This is a genomic window from Streptomyces sp. Q2, from assembly GCF_056820935.1.
Map to the genome: position 1 here is coordinate 118388 of NZ_JBXEJE010000022.1, position 17560 is coordinate 135947.

The 17560-nt window shown below is 69.2% G+C and carries 13 protein-coding genes and 2 pseudogenes; 4 read left to right on the top strand and 11 right to left on the bottom strand.

Annotation, left to right across the window (positions count from 1 at the left end; genetic code table 11):
• Window positions 1–2: 2 nt before the first annotated feature.
• Both ACWBNA_RS25065 and ngcE read right to left on the bottom strand, forming a co-directional pair.
• Window positions 3–929, bottom strand: a complete 927-nt coding sequence (locus ACWBNA_RS25065) for a carbohydrate ABC transporter permease (RefSeq protein ID WP_482706757.1) — start codon at window positions 927–929, stop codon at window positions 3–5.
• A gap of 16 nt (window positions 930–945) precedes the next feature.
• Window positions 946–2400, bottom strand: coding sequence for an N-acetylglucosamine/diacetylchitobiose ABC transporter substrate-binding protein (gene ngcE / locus ACWBNA_RS25070; RefSeq protein ID WP_482706758.1), 1455 nt, complete (start codon window positions 2398–2400; stop codon window positions 946–948).
• Between the two features lie 400 nt (window positions 2401–2800).
• On the opposite strand from ngcE, the pseudogene ACWBNA_RS25075 reads away from it, so the two are divergent.
• The 3 genes and pseudogenes from ACWBNA_RS25075 to ACWBNA_RS25085 all read left to right on the top strand — a co-directional run.
• Window positions 2801–3152, top strand: a pseudogene (locus ACWBNA_RS25075) (hypothetical protein); the annotation flags it as partial.
• Between the two features lie 241 nt (window positions 3153–3393).
• Window positions 3394–3918: a hypothetical protein gene (locus tag ACWBNA_RS25080; RefSeq protein WP_482706759.1), complete on the top strand. Its 525-nt coding sequence runs from the start codon at window positions 3394–3396 to the stop codon at window positions 3916–3918.
• Entirely contained in the window at window positions 3911–5896 is a 1986-nt protein-coding gene (locus ACWBNA_RS25085; protein WP_482706760.1) for an alpha-glucuronidase, read from the top strand. The genes ACWBNA_RS25080 and ACWBNA_RS25085 overlap by 8 nt, the downstream gene beginning before the upstream one ends.
• Here ACWBNA_RS25085 and ACWBNA_RS25090 read toward each other — a convergent pair.
• From ACWBNA_RS25090 to ACWBNA_RS25110, 5 genes are all read right to left on the bottom strand, one after another.
• Window positions 5890–7914, bottom strand: a complete 2025-nt coding sequence (locus tag ACWBNA_RS25090; protein WP_482706761.1) for a beta-galactosidase — start codon at window positions 7912–7914, stop codon at window positions 5890–5892. The two genes, ACWBNA_RS25085 and ACWBNA_RS25090, sit on opposite strands and share 7 nt — an antisense overlap.
• Window positions 7911–8594 (bottom strand): YesL family protein, encoded by a 684-nt coding sequence (locus tag ACWBNA_RS25095; protein WP_482706762.1) that lies wholly within the window; start codon window positions 8592–8594, stop codon window positions 7911–7913. The genes ACWBNA_RS25090 and ACWBNA_RS25095 overlap by 4 nt, the downstream gene beginning before the upstream one ends.
• 154 nt (window positions 8595–8748) lie before the next feature.
• Window positions 8749–10419, bottom strand: a complete 1671-nt coding sequence (locus ACWBNA_RS25100) for an ABC transporter substrate-binding protein (RefSeq protein ID WP_482706763.1) — start codon at window positions 10417–10419, stop codon at window positions 8749–8751.
• Between the two features lie 66 nt (window positions 10420–10485).
• The gene (locus ACWBNA_RS25105) at window positions 10486–11367 is read right to left on the bottom strand and encodes a carbohydrate ABC transporter permease (RefSeq protein ID WP_383857603.1); all 882 of its coding nucleotides are present in this window, start codon (window positions 11365–11367) and stop codon (window positions 10486–10488) included.
• Window positions 11361–12356 (bottom strand): ABC transporter permease, encoded by a 996-nt coding sequence (locus ACWBNA_RS25110; RefSeq protein ID WP_482706764.1) that lies wholly within the window; start codon window positions 12354–12356, stop codon window positions 11361–11363. Before ACWBNA_RS25110 ends, ACWBNA_RS25105 begins: the two co-directional genes overlap by 7 nt.
• Before the next feature lie 267 nt (window positions 12357–12623).
• Here ACWBNA_RS25110 and ACWBNA_RS25115 point away from each other — a divergent pair, with 267 nt between their 5' ends.
• On the top strand, window positions 12624–13622 hold the full coding sequence (locus ACWBNA_RS25115) for an acetylxylan esterase (RefSeq protein WP_482706765.1): 999 nt from the start codon (window positions 12624–12626) through the stop codon (window positions 13620–13622).
• A gap of 372 nt (window positions 13623–13994) precedes the next feature.
• Here ACWBNA_RS25115 and ACWBNA_RS25120 read toward each other — a convergent pair whose 3' ends face one another.
• The 4 genes and pseudogenes from ACWBNA_RS25120 to ACWBNA_RS25135 form a co-directional block, all read right to left on the bottom strand.
• Window positions 13995–15092, bottom strand: a complete 1098-nt coding sequence (locus ACWBNA_RS25120; protein WP_482706766.1) for a lytic polysaccharide monooxygenase auxiliary activity family 9 protein — start codon at window positions 15090–15092, stop codon at window positions 13995–13997.
• A 275-nt stretch (window positions 15093–15367) separates the two neighbouring features.
• A complete protein-coding gene (locus ACWBNA_RS25125; protein ID WP_482706767.1) occupies window positions 15368–16900 on the bottom strand; it encodes a sensor histidine kinase in 1533 nt (510 codons plus the stop codon).
• Entirely contained in the window at window positions 16897–17040 is a 144-nt protein-coding gene (locus tag ACWBNA_RS25130; RefSeq protein WP_482706768.1) for a hypothetical protein, read from the bottom strand. The genes ACWBNA_RS25125 and ACWBNA_RS25130 overlap by 4 nt, the downstream gene beginning before the upstream one ends.
• Window positions 17022–17498: pseudogene (locus ACWBNA_RS25135) on the bottom strand (hypothetical protein); the annotation flags it as partial. The pseudogene ACWBNA_RS25135 and the gene ACWBNA_RS25130, both read right to left, overlap by 19 nt.
• Window positions 17499–17560 lie beyond the last annotated feature (62 nt).

The following is a 17560-nucleotide window of genomic DNA, read 5'->3' on the forward strand; positions in this document are numbered from 1 at the left end:
GCTCAGTACTCCAGCCGCTCGCGCCGGCCCAGCCGCATCACGAGGGCGGCGAAGGCCAGCGTGACGACGAGAAGGGCGACGCCGATGGTGGTGGCATAGGCGGCCTGCCCGTCGCGGAACGCCTTCTGGTACACGTACAGGACCATCACGGTGGTCGAGTAGTCGGGACCGCCCGGCCCGGTCGTCATGATCTGCACGACCGCGAACGACTCGGCGCCCAGGGCGAGGATGCCCATGTAGACCCAGCCGGACTGCACGGTATCCCACAGCAGGGGCAGGGTGATCCGGAAGAACGTGGTGGCGCGGCCCGCCCCGTCGAGCAGCGCCGCCTCGTACAGGTCCGCCGGGATGGAGGCCATGCCGGCGGAGAAGAGGACCACGAAGAAGCCGACCGTGGACCACACGAGCACCGCCATCACGCACCACAGGGCCAGGCTCGGGTCGCCCAGCCACAGGGGCTGGACGCTGTCGAGCCCGATCCCGCGCAGCAGCGAGTTGATGGCGCCGCTGTCCGGGTTGTACGCGAAGGCGAACAGCAGGGCCACGATGGCGATCGAGAGCACCTGCGGGAAGAAGTAGACGATCTTGTAGAAGGAAGAGCCCCGGACTCCGGAAATCACCGGGCCGCCCTTCCTCCTCCGTCCGCCGACATTGATCATGAAGGCGAAGAACAACGCCAGACTGATCGTCACCAGCGGCAGCACGACCGCGAACAACAAGCTGTGCTGCAAGGACTTCCAGAAGATCTCGTCGTCCAGCATCCTCCGGTAATTGTCCAGGCCGACCATCTTGAATTCGGGGCTCAGGCCGGTCCAGTCCGTGAACGAGTAGTAGATGGACTGGATGAACGGCCAGATCACGAATAGCGCGTACAGACCGAGGGGCACTGCCAAAAACCCCACGATGAACCGGTACTTGCCGTGCTGCATCGCTTCTCCGGTCCGTTTACTGGTGCTTGTAGTGCTTGATCGAACTGTCCTTGGCCGTCTCGTCCGCGTAGGCCTGGATCTTCTTGATCGCCTCGGCCGGAGTGAGCCGGCCGGCCATCATCTCGCCGAGTCCGGACACCCCGATCTTCTCCTTCTGCAACTGCACGTACCAGTCCTGCAGACGCGGGTTCACCACGTTGTCGCCGGCCTTCTCCAGCGCCGCGACACCGGACTTGAGACCGGGGGTGAGGGTGATGCCGTCGGTGCCGCCGTTGTACGCGGTCAGCGACTTGACCTTGCTGGTGAAGTTCTTCGAGGACGCCTCGCTGAGCATGATGCGCAGCTGCTCCATGCCGCCCGTGCCGTTCTTCGCCTTGGCCGGGACGATGAAGGGTTCACCGCCGGAGGCCCAGATGGTGCCGAAGGGCATCTTGTCGGAGGAGTCGATGCCGGTGGGCGCCGATACGGCGAGATTGAAGTCGGCCGGGATGACGTTGGCCGACTCGTTCTCCACCCAGGATCCGTTCGGGATGAACAGCGCCTTGCCCTTGGCCCACGCGGTCTGCGACTGGATGTGGTCCAGACCGGGAGTGCCCTTGAGGATGTAGCCCTTCTTGTAGAGCTCGTAGTAGGCCTCGAAACACGCCTTGACCGCGGGGTGCTTCCAGGCGTTCGGCTCCAGGTTGTCGATCGCGTCGAGCACCTCGACACCGCCGACCTTGCCGATCATCGGGTACAGCGAGAAGGGGAGGTAGTACGGGTATTTGCCCGCGTACGTCCAGCCCGCGATGCCCTGCTTCTTGGCCTTCTCGCAGACCGCGAGCATCTCGTCCCAGGTCTCGGGATAGGTGGCGTCGAGGGAGTCCAGGGCCTTCTGCGAGTACCACACGCCGTACACCGTGTACGCGTAGTACATGATCCAGACCGGGTCGCCGTCCAGCTGGCCCATCTCCACGATGCCGGGGCGCAGCGTGTCGCGGACCTTCTTGTCCGGGTCGTCGTAGGACGGCGCGTCGAGGAGCGCGGTGAGGTCGGCGAGCTGGTTCTTGCCGGCCAGGACGCCCATGTCCATCTGCTCGGCGCCGGAGTTGTCGATGAGGTCCGGCGGGGTGCCCTGGTTGAAGCGGGGCTGGAGGGTGGACTGGATCTTCTGGGTGGCGGAGAACTTGACCTTGGCACCAGGGAAGTTCTTCTCGTAGATCTTCACGGCGTCCTCGGCGTACTCCTTGCCGAATCCACCGTCGAACAGGACGAATTCCAACCCCGCGGTCTCGTTCACACCCAGCGGGTTCTTCGCGGTCTTCTTGCCGGCCTTGGCCTTGTCTCCGCTGTCGTCGCCGCCGCTGCTGGCGCACGCGGACAGGAAGCTCATCGTGGGGACGGAGATCAGGCCCAGCGCCGCAGACCGCTTGATCAGATCGCGGCGGCCGACGCCACCGTTGCCGTTGTTCTCGGCGGAAGTGGATCCCATGCTCAAGTCCTCGCCTTCTCCAGGACTCAGGCGGTGTACCGGATCCTCCCGGGCACCGCGGTCAGGTCAAGCAGGTTCGTGCGGATCATGAAGTGCGGATCGTGACGTGCGGATCGTGACGTGCGGATCGTGTGAATCGTCGACAGGTATAGTCCACTTCAGGTCACTGGAGCAAGATCGAATGCAAGGTTGGCTGCGGGTCTTTCCCGAGTTGAGACCTCCCGGAAATATGAGCGGCCTGTGGGCCCCTTGTCGGAAAAATCCCTGGCATAGGGATCGAATGACACCGTCGACACCCTTGACACCACTGTTCCCGCGAGCTCTGACCGGTGTTGGCGCGGTGAGGCTGACACCGTTGTCCGGGGCGCTGGGAGCGCGCCGGTGTATGCAGCAGCACAGGGTTCGGGCGAGCCTCGCGGACGGCGAGCCCGGCGCCCAGGGGCCGACTTTCCCGCCGACCGGGTGGGCCGAGGCCGACCTGGACAAGCCGGGGAGGTGGTGACCTCCGCGCTCACTTCCGCGAACGACTCCGCCGAGCGCGACCCGAGGGACCGGAGGCTCCAGGGCTCCGTCGACGGCAAGGACTCGGAGACGCTCACCACGCGGTCCGGTGAGCGACGGCCCTGTCCCCCGGCGCGGGCTCTCGCTGGTCGAACCCGGACCGGGCGACTCGCCCGCCGCGAAGAGGGGCAGGCGCGGGATTCACCGGAAAGCATGCACTGCGCTGCGCCGACCGGCGGACGGCGACCGGGACCACGACGTGACGAACGGCTCGTCGACCCGGCCTACCCCGACGGCACCCCAGACCCGGGGACGTTTCGGCACGATCGGCTGCCCCCACACTCAACCCGCTCTGTTCCAGGCGGAGTTGCTGGCCGGAAACCACCACATCCCAGCAGCCGACAGGTACCTCCAGAGCGTCCCGTGCACCAGAATGGCCGGGCCGCCGGTGAGGACCGCGCGGTACGGCGTCCGGACAGGGAGGAAGCGCGGATGAGCATCAGGAGACGGCTCTTGGGACTGCTCGCGGGGACCGGTCTGGTGGTGGGGGCGCTGTGCGCGACGGCCGCACCGGCCCAGGCCTACAGCCCCAATCCCGGTCTCGCCAAGTACTACTACGACACCGACAACTGCCCGTGCAGCGGCGGCAATCTCACGGACCCGTTCGACGGCACCTACTTCGCGAACGACGCCGGCGGCCTGGCCGTCAAGATGGAACTGAACGACGACGGCTGGTTCGTCGGCAAGGTGGAGTTCCATCCCCACGACGAGAAGCTCTGGGTCTACGACACCCGCAACGACGGGGACGGCTTCTTCGTCGCCGTCGGCTACTCGTCCGGCGGCAGCTACCACGATCTCGGCACCTTCTCCGCGCCGGGCACGTCCGAGGTCGTGGACCTCACGGTGAAGGACTTCGACATTCCGGACGGCGCCTTCGTCGACATCTCGGTCTACGACGAGTCGGGCCGCACCGACCTGATCGGCGCGGCCCGCGGAACGGGCGCGGCCGTTGCCTGACGTCGACCCCGCCTGGCTGCCGCCCGGCGCCTTCCGGGCGCTCGGCACCCGGCGCACGCTGATCCGCGGTTCCGGCCCCCTCGTGGAGACGGTGCACGGGGAAGTGGCCGAGGCCTGTGCGCGGTTCGGCGGCCGTGTCGTACGCGACGTCGGGCCGGGTGGCACCGGGGACGACCTGGTGCTGGAGCTGACCGGCCCCGAGGACTCCGACCGCTCCGAGGCATTCACGTACGAGCGCGAAGGCGGCCGGACGACCGTCACCGCGTCGGGACAGGCCGGGTTGCTCTACGGCCTCTTCCACGTCGTACGGCTCGGAGAGAACGCCTTTGGCGGCGAGCGGGCGCGGGAGACACATCGGCCGGCGGTGGCACTGCGGATGGTGGACCACTGGGACAACGTGGCCGTGCACCCGGTCATGGGCCAGGTGGAGCGCGGTTACGCCGGCGGGTCGCTGTTCTGGGCGGACGGGCGGGCGCGGGGCGAGACGGAGCGGGTGCGGGCGTACGGCAGGCTGCTGGCCGCGTGCGGGATCAACGCCGTGGCGGTGAACAACGTCAACGTGCACGAGACCGAGGCGCATCTGCTGACCGACCGGATCGGCGAGGTCGCCGAGATCGCGGGCGCGTTGCGGCCGTACGGCATCCGTACCCATCTGTCGGTCACCTTCGCCGCGCCGATGGTGCTCGGCGAACTGCCCACGGCCGATCCGCTGGACGCCTCGGTGCGCGCCTGGTGGGCCGAGGCGACGGCGCGGGTGTACGAGGCGATCGAGGACTTCGGCGGCTTCGTGGTGAAGGCCGACTCGGAGGGTCAGCCGGGGCCCTTCGCCTACGGCCGCAGTCACGCGGACGGCGCCAACATGCTGGCCGCCGCACTCGCCCCGCACGGCGGCACCGTGCACTGGCGGGCGTTCGTCTACGACCACCGCCAGGACTGGCGGGACCGGACGACGGACCGGGCGCGTGCCGCCTGCGACCACTTCGCCCCGCTGGACGGGGAGTTCGCCGCGAACGCGGTGCTCCAGGTGAAGCACGGGCCGCTGGACTTCCAGGCGCGGGAGCCGGTCTCACCGCTGATCGGCGCGATGCCGGGGACCAGGCTCGCGGTGGAGGTTCAGGCCACGCAGGAGTACACGGGTCAGCAGCGGCATGTGTGCTGGCTCGGACCGATGTGGAGCGAGGTGCTGCGGTTCCGGCCGGAGGGTGAAGCGGGCGCCTGTGTCGGGGAGTCGGCGCGCGGCGGGCTGGTGGCGGTGTCCAACGTCGGCGACGACCCGTTCTGGACGGGGCATCCGCTGGCACAGGCCAACCTGTACACCTTCGGCCGGCTGGCCTGGCAGCCGGACGCGGACCCGGAAAGCGTCCTCGACGAGTGGATCCGGCTCGCCTTCGGACCGGAGGAGACCTCGGACCGCGTACGGCTGCGGGCCGGGCTGCACGCCGTGCTCGACGGCTCCTGGCGGACGTACGAGAAGTACACCGCCCCGCTCGGCGTCGGCTTCATGGTGCAGCCGGGACACCACTACGGTCCGAGCGTGGACGGCTACGAGTACAGCCCCTGGGGCACCTACCACTTCGCCGACCGGGACGGCATCGGCGTCGACCGGAGCGCGGCGACCGGCACGGGGTACGTCGCGCAGTATTCCAAGCCCTGGTCCGAGGTGTACGAGTCGCCGAAGACCTGCCCCGATGAGCTGCTGCTGTTCTTCCACCACGTGTCGTACGGCCACGTACTGCACAGCGGGAAGACGGTGATCCAGCACATCTACGACACCCACTTCGAGGGCGTGACGGAGGTCGAGCAGGCCCGTGAGGTGTGGGCCTCACTCGCGGACCTCGTCGACCCGGCACGCCATGCGCGGGTCACGGACCGGTACGAGGAACAGCTCCGCAGTGCCCGCGAGTGGCGCGATCAGGTCAACAGCTACTTCTTCCGGAAGTCGGGTGTGCCGGACGCCCATGGGCGTCGCATCTACTGAAGCCGCAGGATCGCTGTGCCGAGCGGGTCGAGGGTCAGCGGGTCGCCCTGCTCGACCCGCTTGCCGGTCAGCAGGTCGGTGGCCGTGGCGTGGGCGGTCAGGTCGGCCGGTTCGGGGGCGTGGTTGAGGAGGAAGACGAGACGGGTTCCGTCCGGGGCGACGCGGGTCGCGGTCTCCACTCCCGCGTGGTCGGCGTACGGGCCGATCAGGTCGTGGCGGGTGAGGACACGGCGTACGACCTCGTTGACGCCCGGCTGGTCGAGGGCGGTGGCGACGTACCAGGCCTCGCCCCCGTTCTCGCCGAACCGGTTCCGGGTCACGGCCGGGGTGCCCGCGTAGAAGTCGGCACCGTAGGTGGCGACCGGCTCGGCACCGCGCGGCAGGACGATCTCGAAGACGAGGCGCGCCTGGCTCGTCGACTCCCCCAGTTCCACCGGCTGTACGAAGTCGGGTGCGCGGGAGTCCCATTCGTCGACGCGGATGCCCATGAGGGGGGCGAGCGGGCCGGGGACGTCGGTGAGGAAGGCGCGGTCGTGTTCGTCGACGCGGCCGGAGAGAAACGTGGACAGGACCGTGCCGCCGCGGGCCGCGACCCCTTCCAGACGGTCCGCCAGGTCGCCCTTGATCATGTGCAGGACCGGGGCGAGGACCACGTCGTACGGGGTGAGGTCGGCGGTCTGCGGGACCACGTCCACGTCGGCGCCGGCCTCGCGGGCGGCCCGGTAGTAGGCGTGGACCGTGTCCTGGTAGCGGACCAGACGGGACGGGCCGTCGGAGATCTCCAGGGCCCACCAGCTGTCCCAGTCGAAGAGCAGGGCCGTGCGGGCGGGGGTGCGAGCGCCCAGGCTCTCCTCCCCGAGCAGCTCCAACTCCCGCCCCAATTCGGTCACTTCGCCGAAGACCCGGGTGTCGTCGCGGCCCGCGTGGCCGATCACCGCGCCGTGGTACTTCTCGCAGGCGCCGCGCGCGGCGCGCATCTGGAAGTACAGGGCCGCGTCGGCTCCGTGGGCGACGGCCTGGAAGGTGGCGAGGCGGAGTTCGCCGGGCCGCCGCAAGGGGTTGACGTCGCGGCAGGCGGTGGTGGACGGGGTCTGTTCCATCAGCCAGAAGGGGGCGCCGTCCTTGAGGCCGCGCATCAGGTCGTGGGCGAGGGCGGGCCAGGTGGGCGGGGCGTCGAGGGGCGGGTAGCTGTCCCAGGAGGCGAAGTCGAGGTGGGGCGCCCAGCGGTGGTAGTCAAGGGGGCGGAACATGCCCATGAAGTTGGTGGTGACGGGCGTGTCCGGGTCGTACTGCCGGATCGCCTCCTTCTCGGCGCGGAAGCAGCCGAGGAGGGCGTCGGTGGTGAAGCGGAAGTAGTCGAGGGTGGTGCCCTGGAACGCGGTGTGGTCGGGGCCGCGCCAGTGCTCGGTGAGGGCGTTCGGCGGTTCGATCTCGGCCCAGTCGGTGTAGCGGTGGGACCAGAAGGTGGTGCACCAGGCATCGTTGAGGGCGTCCAGGGTGGCGTACTTCTCGCGGAGCCGGTCCCGGAAGGCCTCGGCGCACAGCTCGCAGTAACAGACGCCGCCGTACTCGTTGTTGACGTGCCAGGCGAGCAACGCGGGGTGCCCGGCGTACCGTTCGGCGAGCCGGGCCGCCATCGCCGTGGACAGCCGGCGGTACGCCGGTGAGCTGGGGCAGAAGTTGTGGCGCTGGCCGTAGCGGTGCCGGCGGCCCTCGAAGTCCGTGCGGTTGACCTCGGGGTACTTCTTCGCGAGCCAGGGCGGGAGGGCCGCGGTGCCGGTGGCGAGACAGACCTGGCGGCCCTCGGCGGCGGCCCGGTCGAGGATGCGGTCGAGAACCGTGAAGTCACAGGTGTCCTCGGCGGGTTGGGTGAGCGACCAGGAGAAGACGCCGACGGTGAGCGTGTCGATGCGGGCCCGGGTGAAGAGCCGGTGGTCCTCGTCCCAGACCGGCCCCGGCCACTGCTCGGGGTTGTAGTCGCCGCCGTACGGGATCTTGGGAGTGCCGGGCGCGGTCATGCGGTGAAGTCCTCCTGGGTCTCGGCGATCACCGGGCGGCCGCTGTACAGCAGGGACAGCAGCAGCGGGGCGGCGAGCAGGGCGGGCAGGGCCTCGGTCAGCAGGGCGGTCAGTCCGGCGGCCAGGACGAGCAGCGAGGCGGCGCCGAGGGTGGCCCGGCCGTGCCGGAACAGGAAGTACGCGGCGAGCCGGGCCGTGTCGCGGGCCCGGAAGGTGAAGAGGGAGGTGAGCACCAGTGCGTGCGCGCCCCACAGGAGGGAACCGGCGCCGACGACGGCGAGCAGGACCGCCCACCAGCCGGGCAGGCCGGTGGCGGAGAAGTGGGTGAGGGTGAAGGCGACGATGGTCAGCCAGACGAGCAGCGGCGTCCACAGCTTCAGGGCCGGAAGGGCGTTGAGCCGCCAGCCCCGCCAGTAGGTGCGGGCCGGATGGAGGTCGGTGAGGCCACGGTCGCGGTGGTGGAGGGCGTACACGGCGGCGGACAGGGCCGGTCCCAGCGGCAGGAGGCATACGGCGGCCAGCGGGAGGTTGGCGGCGTCGGGGCCCACCAGCAGCAGTCCGGCCCAGCCGGGCGCCGCGGCGAGGAGCAGCAGAGCCTCGACGGTGACGAGGGTGTGGATCAGGGCGGCGGCGCGGGAGAGTGAGCCCTCCCCGAAGGTGACGGACGTGCTCGTGCTCACTGCGGCTCCCTTTTGAGCGGCCGCCGCTCGCCTGGCCACGGCGGTGCCTCATCCTCGACGGGGGTCACCTCGACCAGCGGTCGAGACGGCCGGTGCCGACGCGGAACCGCCGGGCGTCGGAGAGCCGGGCCGGTCGGCTCGGCGGGCTCACGGATCACCCGTTCTCCTTCTTGAAGCGGTCGTACGCCTTGTTGTGCACGTCGACCAGCTGGTCCATGTTCTTGGCTTTCAACTCGGTGACGTAGTCGTCCCATTCGGACAGCGGGCGCTTGCCGAGGGCGAACTTGAGCGTGTTCTGCGTGACGTGGTCGCGCAGCGGGGTGTCCCAGAGCGTCGCCTGCTCCTGCTCGACGGACTGCAGCGGGTGGGCCGGGGCGATGGGCAGTTCCGTGCGCTGGGACATGGCGTCCTGGAACTTCTTCTCGTCGGGGCTGAACGAGGAGGAGACCAGGGCCCAGCTGCCGCCGTAGGTGAAGACACCGTTGAAGAAGCCGTAGTCCTTCTGGAGGTCCTTCGGGGCGTCCGGGTCGGAGCCCATGAGGCTGATGCCCGACTTCAGCTTCGGACTGCCGCCGGACCCGGTGTACGTGACGCCCTGGACACCCCACTTGCAGAACTTCTGGCCCTCGTCCGAGTACCACAGCCAGTCCACGAACTGCATCATCGCGACGAAGCTGTCGCTCTTGAGCGCCTCGCTGGAGATCATGACGCCGTTCTCGAGGCGGCTTCCGCCGATCAGTACCGGCCCCGCCGGGCCGAGCGGCACCGGCACCATCTCGATCTTCGCGCCTGTGACCTGCTTCTCCAGGTTGTAGCGGTAGTTCTGCACCAGCTCCTGCGGGTTGGCGCTGATCGCGAACGACTTCTCGCCGAGGAGTTTCTGCACGGCGGCGTCGTCGGTCTGCGTGAAGCTCTCCGGGTCCATCAGTTTCTCGGCGACCAGTTTTCTCAGGAACTCGATCATTCGGCGGTAGCCGTCCTGCGCGCCGGTGAAGACGAACTCCTTCGCCTCGGCGTCGAAGCTGATGTTGTCGTACGTCCAGCCGGCCCGGACGCCGTACGCCTGGCCGAGGTAGCTGAGCAGGGCCGCGACAGGGTAGGGGGTGTTGGTGCTCCAGCGGTCCGTGAAGGGGTAGCGGTCGGGGTACTCCGCCTTGAGCGCCTTGAAGACGTCGTACACCTCGTCCCAGGTGGTGGGCACGCTCAGGCCGAGCCGGTCGAGGACGTCCGTGCGGAAGGACAGCGAGTAGCCGGACTTGGCCTTCTCGTGCAGGCCGGGCAGCAGGTAGTACTTTCCGTCGGACTGGCGGATGGAGTCGAGCTCGGGCTCCAGGCCCCACTTCTTCACCTTGGCCTGGAAGTTGGGCATCAGGTGCACGTAGTCGCTGACCGGCAGGACCGCGCCGGAGGACACGAAGGCGACCTCCGCCGGGTGGTACGTCTTGGGAATGAGGAACGGGGCGTCGCCCGCGCCGATGAGGACGCTGCGCTTCTTCTCGTAGTCGGCCAGGGGGACGTCGACGGGCTTCAGGGTGATGCCGGTGCGCTTGGTGACCTCCTTCCAGAACAGCCAGCTGTCCTTCATCGGGTAGACCGGGTTGTTGTTGTGCAGGACCGAGAAGGACAGCGGCTTGGCTGCCTTGAACTGCTGTCCGGCGCGGTACTCCTTCATCGCGCCGTTCTGCTTCTTGGAGAGGTCCTTCGAGTCCCCTCCGTCGTCACCGCCGCCGCAGCCGGTGAGGATGGCGAGGCCTGTGAAGCCTGCGGCGGCGAGGATCTGACGCCGGGACAGCTCTCCTGCGTTCTTCCGTCCTGCGTTCTTCACGGATACTCCCTTGTTCCGTAGGCGAATTGAGGGGACGTCAGGTGCCAGGGACGTCAGGTGCCGCCGTCAGCCCTTGACCGCGCCGAGCATCACGCCAGAGACGAAGTAGCGCTGGACGAACGGGTACACGCACAGGATCGGCAGCGCGGTGAGCACGATGGTGACCGACTGGATGTTCGCCCCGACCTGGCTGAGCTGCTCGGTGGCGGCGCCCGCGTTGCCGCCGCCGGTGGCGCCCGAGATGAGGTTGCGCAGGTAGACGGTGGCCGGCATCAGCTCGGTGCTGTCCATGTACAGGAACGCCGCGAACCAGGAGTTCCAGAAGGCCACCGAGTAGAAGAGGATCATCGTCGCGACGACCGCCTTGGACAGCGGCAGCACGATGCGGAGCAGGATGCCGTACGTGCTCAGCCCGTCGATCTGCGCGGCCTCCTCCAGGTCGGTCGGCAGACTCTCGAAGAAGGCCTTCATCACCAGGAGGTTGAAGACGCTGATCGCGTTCGGGAGCGCCAGCGCCCAGATGGTGTTCTTCATGCCGAGGCTGCTGATCAGCACGTAGTTGGGGATCAGTCCGCCGGTGAAGAACATGGTGAAGACGGCGATGCCGACGAGCAGGCCCCGCCCGCGCAGGTGCTTCTTGGACAGGACGTAGGCGTAACAGGTCGTCAGGACCATGGCGACGACGGTGGACACGACCGTGTAGAGCACGGTGTTGCCGTAGTTCCGCCAGAACATCGAGTCCTGGAACACGATCTTGTAGGTGGTGAGGTTGAAGCCCTTGGGCCACAACGTCACCTCACCGGCCCGGATCTGGCGTTCCCCGCTGAAGGACCGCGCGACGATGTTGACGAACGGGTACAGGGTCACGACCACGACCAGGGTGAGGATCACTCCGTTGACGCCCTGGAAGACGCGGTAGCCACGCGTGGGTCGGTGGACGCTCACCACAGGCTCGTCCCCACCGTGCGGCGCGAGAGCTGGTTGGCGGAGGTGATCAGCACCAGGCCGATGATCGCCTCGAACAGGCCGATGGCGGCGGCGTAGCTGAAGCTGTTGGACTCGACACCGGTCCGGTAGAGGTACGTGGAGATCACGTCGGCCTTCGGATACGTCAGCGGGTTGTAGAGCAGCAGGACCTTCTCGAAGCCGACCGCCATGAACGTGCCGATGTTGAGGATCAGCAGCGTGATCATCGTGGGCCGGATGCCGGGCAGGGTGACGTGCCAGATCTGCTGCCAGCGGTTGGCGCCGTCGATGCGGGCGGCCTCGTACAGTTCCTCGTCAATCGTGGTGAGCGCGGCGAGGTAGAGGATCGTGCCCCAGCCCGCGGTCTGCCAGATCTCCGAGCCGACGTAGATCGTGCGGAACCAGTCCGGTTCCTGGATGAACCGGATCGGATCATGGCCGAACCAGCCGAGGGCGTGGTTGACCGGGCCGTCCGTGGCGAGCATCTGCATCGTGATGCCCGCGACGATCACGATCGACAGGAAGTGCGGAAGGTAGGACACCGACTGCACGAACCGTTTCAGCGACCGTCTGCGCACCTCGTTGAGCAGCAGGGCGAGCACGATCGGGATCGGGAAGCAGAAGACCAGCGTGAGCCCGCCGAGCCAGAGGGTGTTGCGGAACACCTGCCAGAAGGTGGGGTCGGTGAGGAACATCCGCACATAGCGCAGCCCCACCCACTGCTCGCCGAAGAGGGAACCGCCCGGCTCGAAGCGCCGGAAGGCGATGACGTTGCCGATCATCGGCAGATAGCGGAAGACCAGGAAGAACAGCAGCGGCAGGACGGCCAGCGAGTACAGCTGCCAGTCCCGGCGCAGGGACCGCCGCCATCCGGGGCGCGCGGGTTTCCGCGGACGACGACGGGGTGCGGCCCTGGCCGGAGGCGGGTCCTGGGTGCCCGGCGGTGGGGCCGACGTGGTGGACGTGCTCATGCTCGGGCCTCCCGGGGCATGGGACGGGGAACCGAAACTTTCGAGCTCTTACCGGTAACTTCGCGGCAACTTAGGGGCAGCAGAAAGCGCTGTCAATGGGGGCTGCACACGGGGATGTTGAGACAGGAGGCGACCATGCCGCCCTGGATTCACCTCGCGGTGACGGTGGAAGAGATGAAGGGATCGAGGCGGTCGCGTCGGAACTTTCTGCCGTCCGACCGCAACGATCGGACCGAGCCGCGTTGTTGACGTCTGTGAGGTGCCGTCGTGACGGCGTTCGACCTGCCCTTGAGAGAACTCGAGCAGTACCGACCGGATCCCGAAGAGCCCGCCGACTTCGACGAGTTCTGGCTCGGCACCCTCAAGGAGGCCGGGCAGACGGACCCGGTGGTGTCGGCCCGGCCGGTGGACAACGGCCTGCGGCTGACGCAGACCTGGGACGTGACCTTCCGCGGCTTCGCCGGTGACCCGGTCCGCGCCTGGTACAGCCGGCCCGCCGGGGTGCGCGAGCTACTGCCGGCGGTCGTCGAGTACGCCGGGTACGGCCGTGGGCGCGGCCTCCCGCACGAGCGGCTGACCTGGGTGAACGCCGGATACGCGCACCTGCTCATGGACAACCGGGGGCAGGGCGACCAGTACGGCTGCGGCGGCGACACCCTCGACCCGCACGCGGGCGCGCCCGGCGGCCCCGGGCCCGTGGTACGCGGCCTGCTCACCCCGCGGGACCACTACTACCGCCGTCTGCTCACGGACGCGGTGCGCGCGGTCGCCGCGGTGCGGGAGCTGCCCGGGGTCGACGGGGGGCGCGTCGCGGCCGTCGGCAACAGCCAGGGCGGCGGCCTCGCCCTGGCCGTCGCGGGGCTGGTGCCGGATCTGGCGGCGGCCCTGGTCACCGCCCCCTTCCTGTGCGGCATCCGGCGCGCCCTCGACCTCACCGACGCGGCCCCCTACGGCGAGATCACCGCGTACCTGTCCGTGCACCGGGGCGCCGAACAGGCCGCGTACCGCACCCTGGCCTACCTGGAGGGCATCTCCTTCGCGCGGCGCGCGCACGCCCCGGCGCACTTCGGGGTGGGCCTGCGCGACACGGTGTGCCCGGCGAGCGGGGCGTACGCCGCCTTCAACCGCTACGGGGAGGCGACCGGCACGACGCCCGGCAAGGAGATCCACGCCTATCCCTACAACGGCCACGAAGGCGGCGACGCCGTGCATGTGAGGCGCCAACTCGTCTGGCTGGCAGGCACGTTCGGTCACGGGCCGGAGTGAACACGTGCAGGTCCGCCTGGTTCGGCCGCGATTCACGCCCGCGACGGTCCTGTCGCGCCGGGTCTACGACGGCAGGAACCGCAGCGGACTTCCGGGCGACGGGGCGAGATGGGGCGACGGCGTCCCGTGCGTCTGTGCTGGGCGCCGGGCGCCGGCATCAGGCGGGCTGTTCAGTGCCCGTACGGAACTGCGGAGCAGGCCGGCACGGAGGGTGAGTCCGACCGTGCCGGTGCCGCAGTCGGCGCGGGTGCCCCCGCCCGGGCGACTCACGGGCCCGGCGGCACAGCGCCACCGGGCCCGCTCCGGGCGAGGGTTTCAGCGGTTCAGAAGGTTCAGTACAGCGATTCAGGTGAGCGCGGACCGGGCCGCAGTTCAGCCCACTCGGCAGGGAAGTGTCGTCGCCGGGTCACCGCCGGAACCGGAGACGACGTAGCCGAACGTCGTACTCTTCCCCGGATCCAGCGAGCCGTTCCAGTTGGCGTTGTGGACCATCACCGCCTGGCCGTTGTACGTCGCGTTTCCGCTCCACAGGCTCTCGACCTTCTGGCCGCTCGGCAGCGTCCAGTCGACCATCCAGCCCAGCATGGGGACGTCGCCGGAGTTGGTGACGGTCACCTCGGACTGGTAGCCGCCGTTCCAACTGCCCGTGGTTTTGCGGGTGGCCGTGCAGGTGCCCGGGACCGGTTCGGTCGGGTTGCCCGGCTCGTGGATGCCGGTGACCTCGCCGTTGCCGCCGTCGAAGACGACGTCGGAGCAGGAGTAGAAGGTCTCGGCGCTGTCCGAGCGCTGCCAGACCATGTAGATGATGTGCCGTCCCGACTTGCCGTCGGGGAGCTTGCCGTTCCAGGAGTAGTTGGCCTCGACGTTGCCCGGGCTGCCGTTGAGCGGCGGGTGGTCGACGGAGAGGAAGGGCTGGGCCTCCATGTCGTTCCAGGTGAGGGTCCGCTTCGGGTCGAAGCCGTCCTTGGTGACGTAGACGTAGAACCAACCCGGGTGCGCGGCCCACGCGTTGTACGAGAAGTCGACGGTCGCACCCGAGGTGAGGTGGGTGAGCGGCCAGTCGTCGCGGGCCGCGTTGAAGCCCGTGAAGTTGGTGTTGCCGCCGCTGCACAGCTCGCCGTCCGGCACGAAGCCGCGGGTGCGGCCGGCACCGTCCGAACGCAGCACCGAGAACCAGTTGTAGAACGGCGTGGTGCCGCTGACCTGTTGGGCGTTCTTGCAGGCCGGGTTGACCGGCTTGATCTCGCCGGTGTCCGTGAGGCCGTCCTGCCAGCACAGGAAGGTACGGCTGCCGGGCTTCATCGGAGTGCCGTGGGCCTCCGCCTCGCCGCCGGCCGTGACGACCAGGCTGAGCGCCGGGATCGTCGCGAACAGGGCGACGAGGACGAGGAAGAGGGCTCTGGCGCGGGTGGGGAGCGTTAATCGGCGGGGGGAGTCGGCGAATTCCACCGTCATTCTTGTCAGGATCATGACATATCAGTCCGTTCCTTGAGGTCCGGGCCGTGTGGATGCGTGTGTGCGGATGCTTGGTGCGGAAGCGGGGGGGTGGGGGGGCGACCACGGAGCGGGTTCCGGTCCACCACATGGGAGCGCTCCCACCCCACCTGTGGGGGAAGCTAGCGCCGAGTGGCCCACTTGTAAACGCCTGGCACAAGGGCCGTTCATGGTGATCGTGATTCTGTGGTGGTGTGGCGAGCGGAGTTCCGGGCCGATCTTCCCGGAAGCGGCCGGCCCGATCGCTTCGCCTACACCGACGCCGGCCTAGCGCGAGCCGCCCGCACCCCCGGCGTCTCGACCACGGCCGGCAGTTCGACCGTGAACTCCGTGCGTCCCGGGACGCTGTCCACGTCGATACGGCCCCCGTGAGCCGCCGTGATCGCCGCCGCGACGGCCAGGCCGAGGCCGGAGCCGCCCGCCCTGCCGTCCGTGCGGGAGCGGGAGCTGTCGGCGCGGGTGAAGCGCTCGAAGACGGTGGGCAGGAGGGTGTGCGGGATTCCGGGGCCGTCGTCGCGGACGCGGATGACGCACCGGGCGTCCGTGACCTCGACGGAGGCCACCACCCTCGTGCCCACAGGCGTGTGCGTACGCGCGTTGGCCAACAGCTTGGCCACCACCTGACTCAGCCGCGTCTCGTCGCCGAGGACCAACGCTGAGGTGTCTAGGGACAGTTCCAGCCGCCAGTCGTGGCCACCGCCGTCCGCGGCCTGCGCGTCCCACACCGCCTCGGCGACCAGCGCCGCGAGGTCGACCTCGGCGGACTGCAGGGGCCGGCCCTCGTCGAGTCGGACCAACAGGAGCAGATCTTCCACCAGGCCCGTCATCCTCACCGAATCCGCCAAGACCCGGCGCCAGGCCAGCGCCGGCTCGATCGGGTCGGTACCGCGGTTCATCAGCTCCGCGTATCCGGCGATGGACGCGAGCGGCGTCCGTAGTTCGTGGCTGGCGTCGGCGAGGAACCGGCGCATCCGTTCCTCGCTGCGGCGCATGCGTTCCTCGCTGCGGCGCATCCGTTCCTCGCTGCTGAGGCGCTCGGCGCTCCAGGACTCGACGTGGTCAATCATGCGGTTGAGCGCGGCGCCGACCTGGCCGGTCCCACTGCCGGGTGCGGTGTCGCGTTCGGGCACGCGGGTGAGGGCGGTGGCCTCGCCGTGGCCCAGCGGGGATCGCGAGACCTCGGCGGTTGTGGCCGCCACCCGGCCGAGGGGGCGCAGCTGGCGCCAGACGACGACGGCGCAGAAACCGCCCGCCACGACGAGTCCGGCGACGCCCACCCCGGCCTCGACCGCGGTCAGGTTGCGGAGCATGTCCCGCACCTCGCCCATCGGCAGGCCGGTGAGAACGAGGCTGCCGTCGGCGTCGAGGGCGGAGACCCGGTAGGTGCCCAGGCCCGGAATCGTCCGGTTGTGCAGAGAGCCGTCGACCTCGATGCCCGCGAGGGGGGCGCGCTGGCGCGCGGTGAGCGCCTGCGACCCACCGTCCCGGGTCACGACCTCGGCGGCGATGACGTCACCGTCGTCGAGCCGGGCGGCGAGCGTACCGACCGCCTGGCCCTGTTCGGCGAGGAACCCGAGGTCCGTGTCGCCGCCCGGCCCGGTCCGGTCAGCGCCCTGATTGCGCTCCGCGGCGTTGGCGACCCGCTGGTCGAGCCAGCCGAGCAGGTAGGCGCGTTGGGCCAGGACCGTGGTGAGCGCCATGGTCAGGCAGACCCCGGAGAGTACGACGCCGACGAAGGCGAGGAATCGGGTGCGCAGGGACCGCCCACGCAGGCGCGCGCTCATCTCTCGTTCCCCCGCGGCCTGATGGCGTGGCCCGTTCCGCACACGGTGAGGAAGACGACATGCGGCTCGGCGAGTTCGGGCTCGTCATCGGCGGTCAGGACATGGACGCGGCCGTTGCGGGTCAGGGGAGTGCCAGACATGTCTCGATCCTGTCCCCGCAGGCTGAGGGAACCCTGTGCTCCGACTGAGCCGCAGCCGTGCGAACGTGGCGGCGGGTTTCGTCGCGCCCATGGGTGTCCGGTCGGGCCTGGACGGTCCGATGCCAACGACGATCACTCTGGTCGTCGTGCGGCGGTGTCGTCCTCCCCCAGTGCCTCAAGGGTCTGGGAGGTACCCCCAGCCGGCTCGGGTGCCGGAGCGCACGTCGCCCGGTGACGGGCCGACCGGTGACGGGCCGGGGATGACGGAGCGGCCGGTGACGGAGCGGCCGAACAGCGATGCTCGCCGCATAGTCGCGATGCTCGCCGCATCGTGCCGGGTCGTCCTGCGGGTTTTCGTGGTCAGTGGTTTCCGCCAGTGCTGGGCACCCCAGCGGCTGGTGCAGCGCGGGGTCGACCGCGACGACCGTCACCTGCTGCTCGGCAGCCACCGACACCACAGCACAAGACACCTACGGAACCGCCAATTCCCGTGGCCGAAGGGGGCATTGGCACTCCCTGG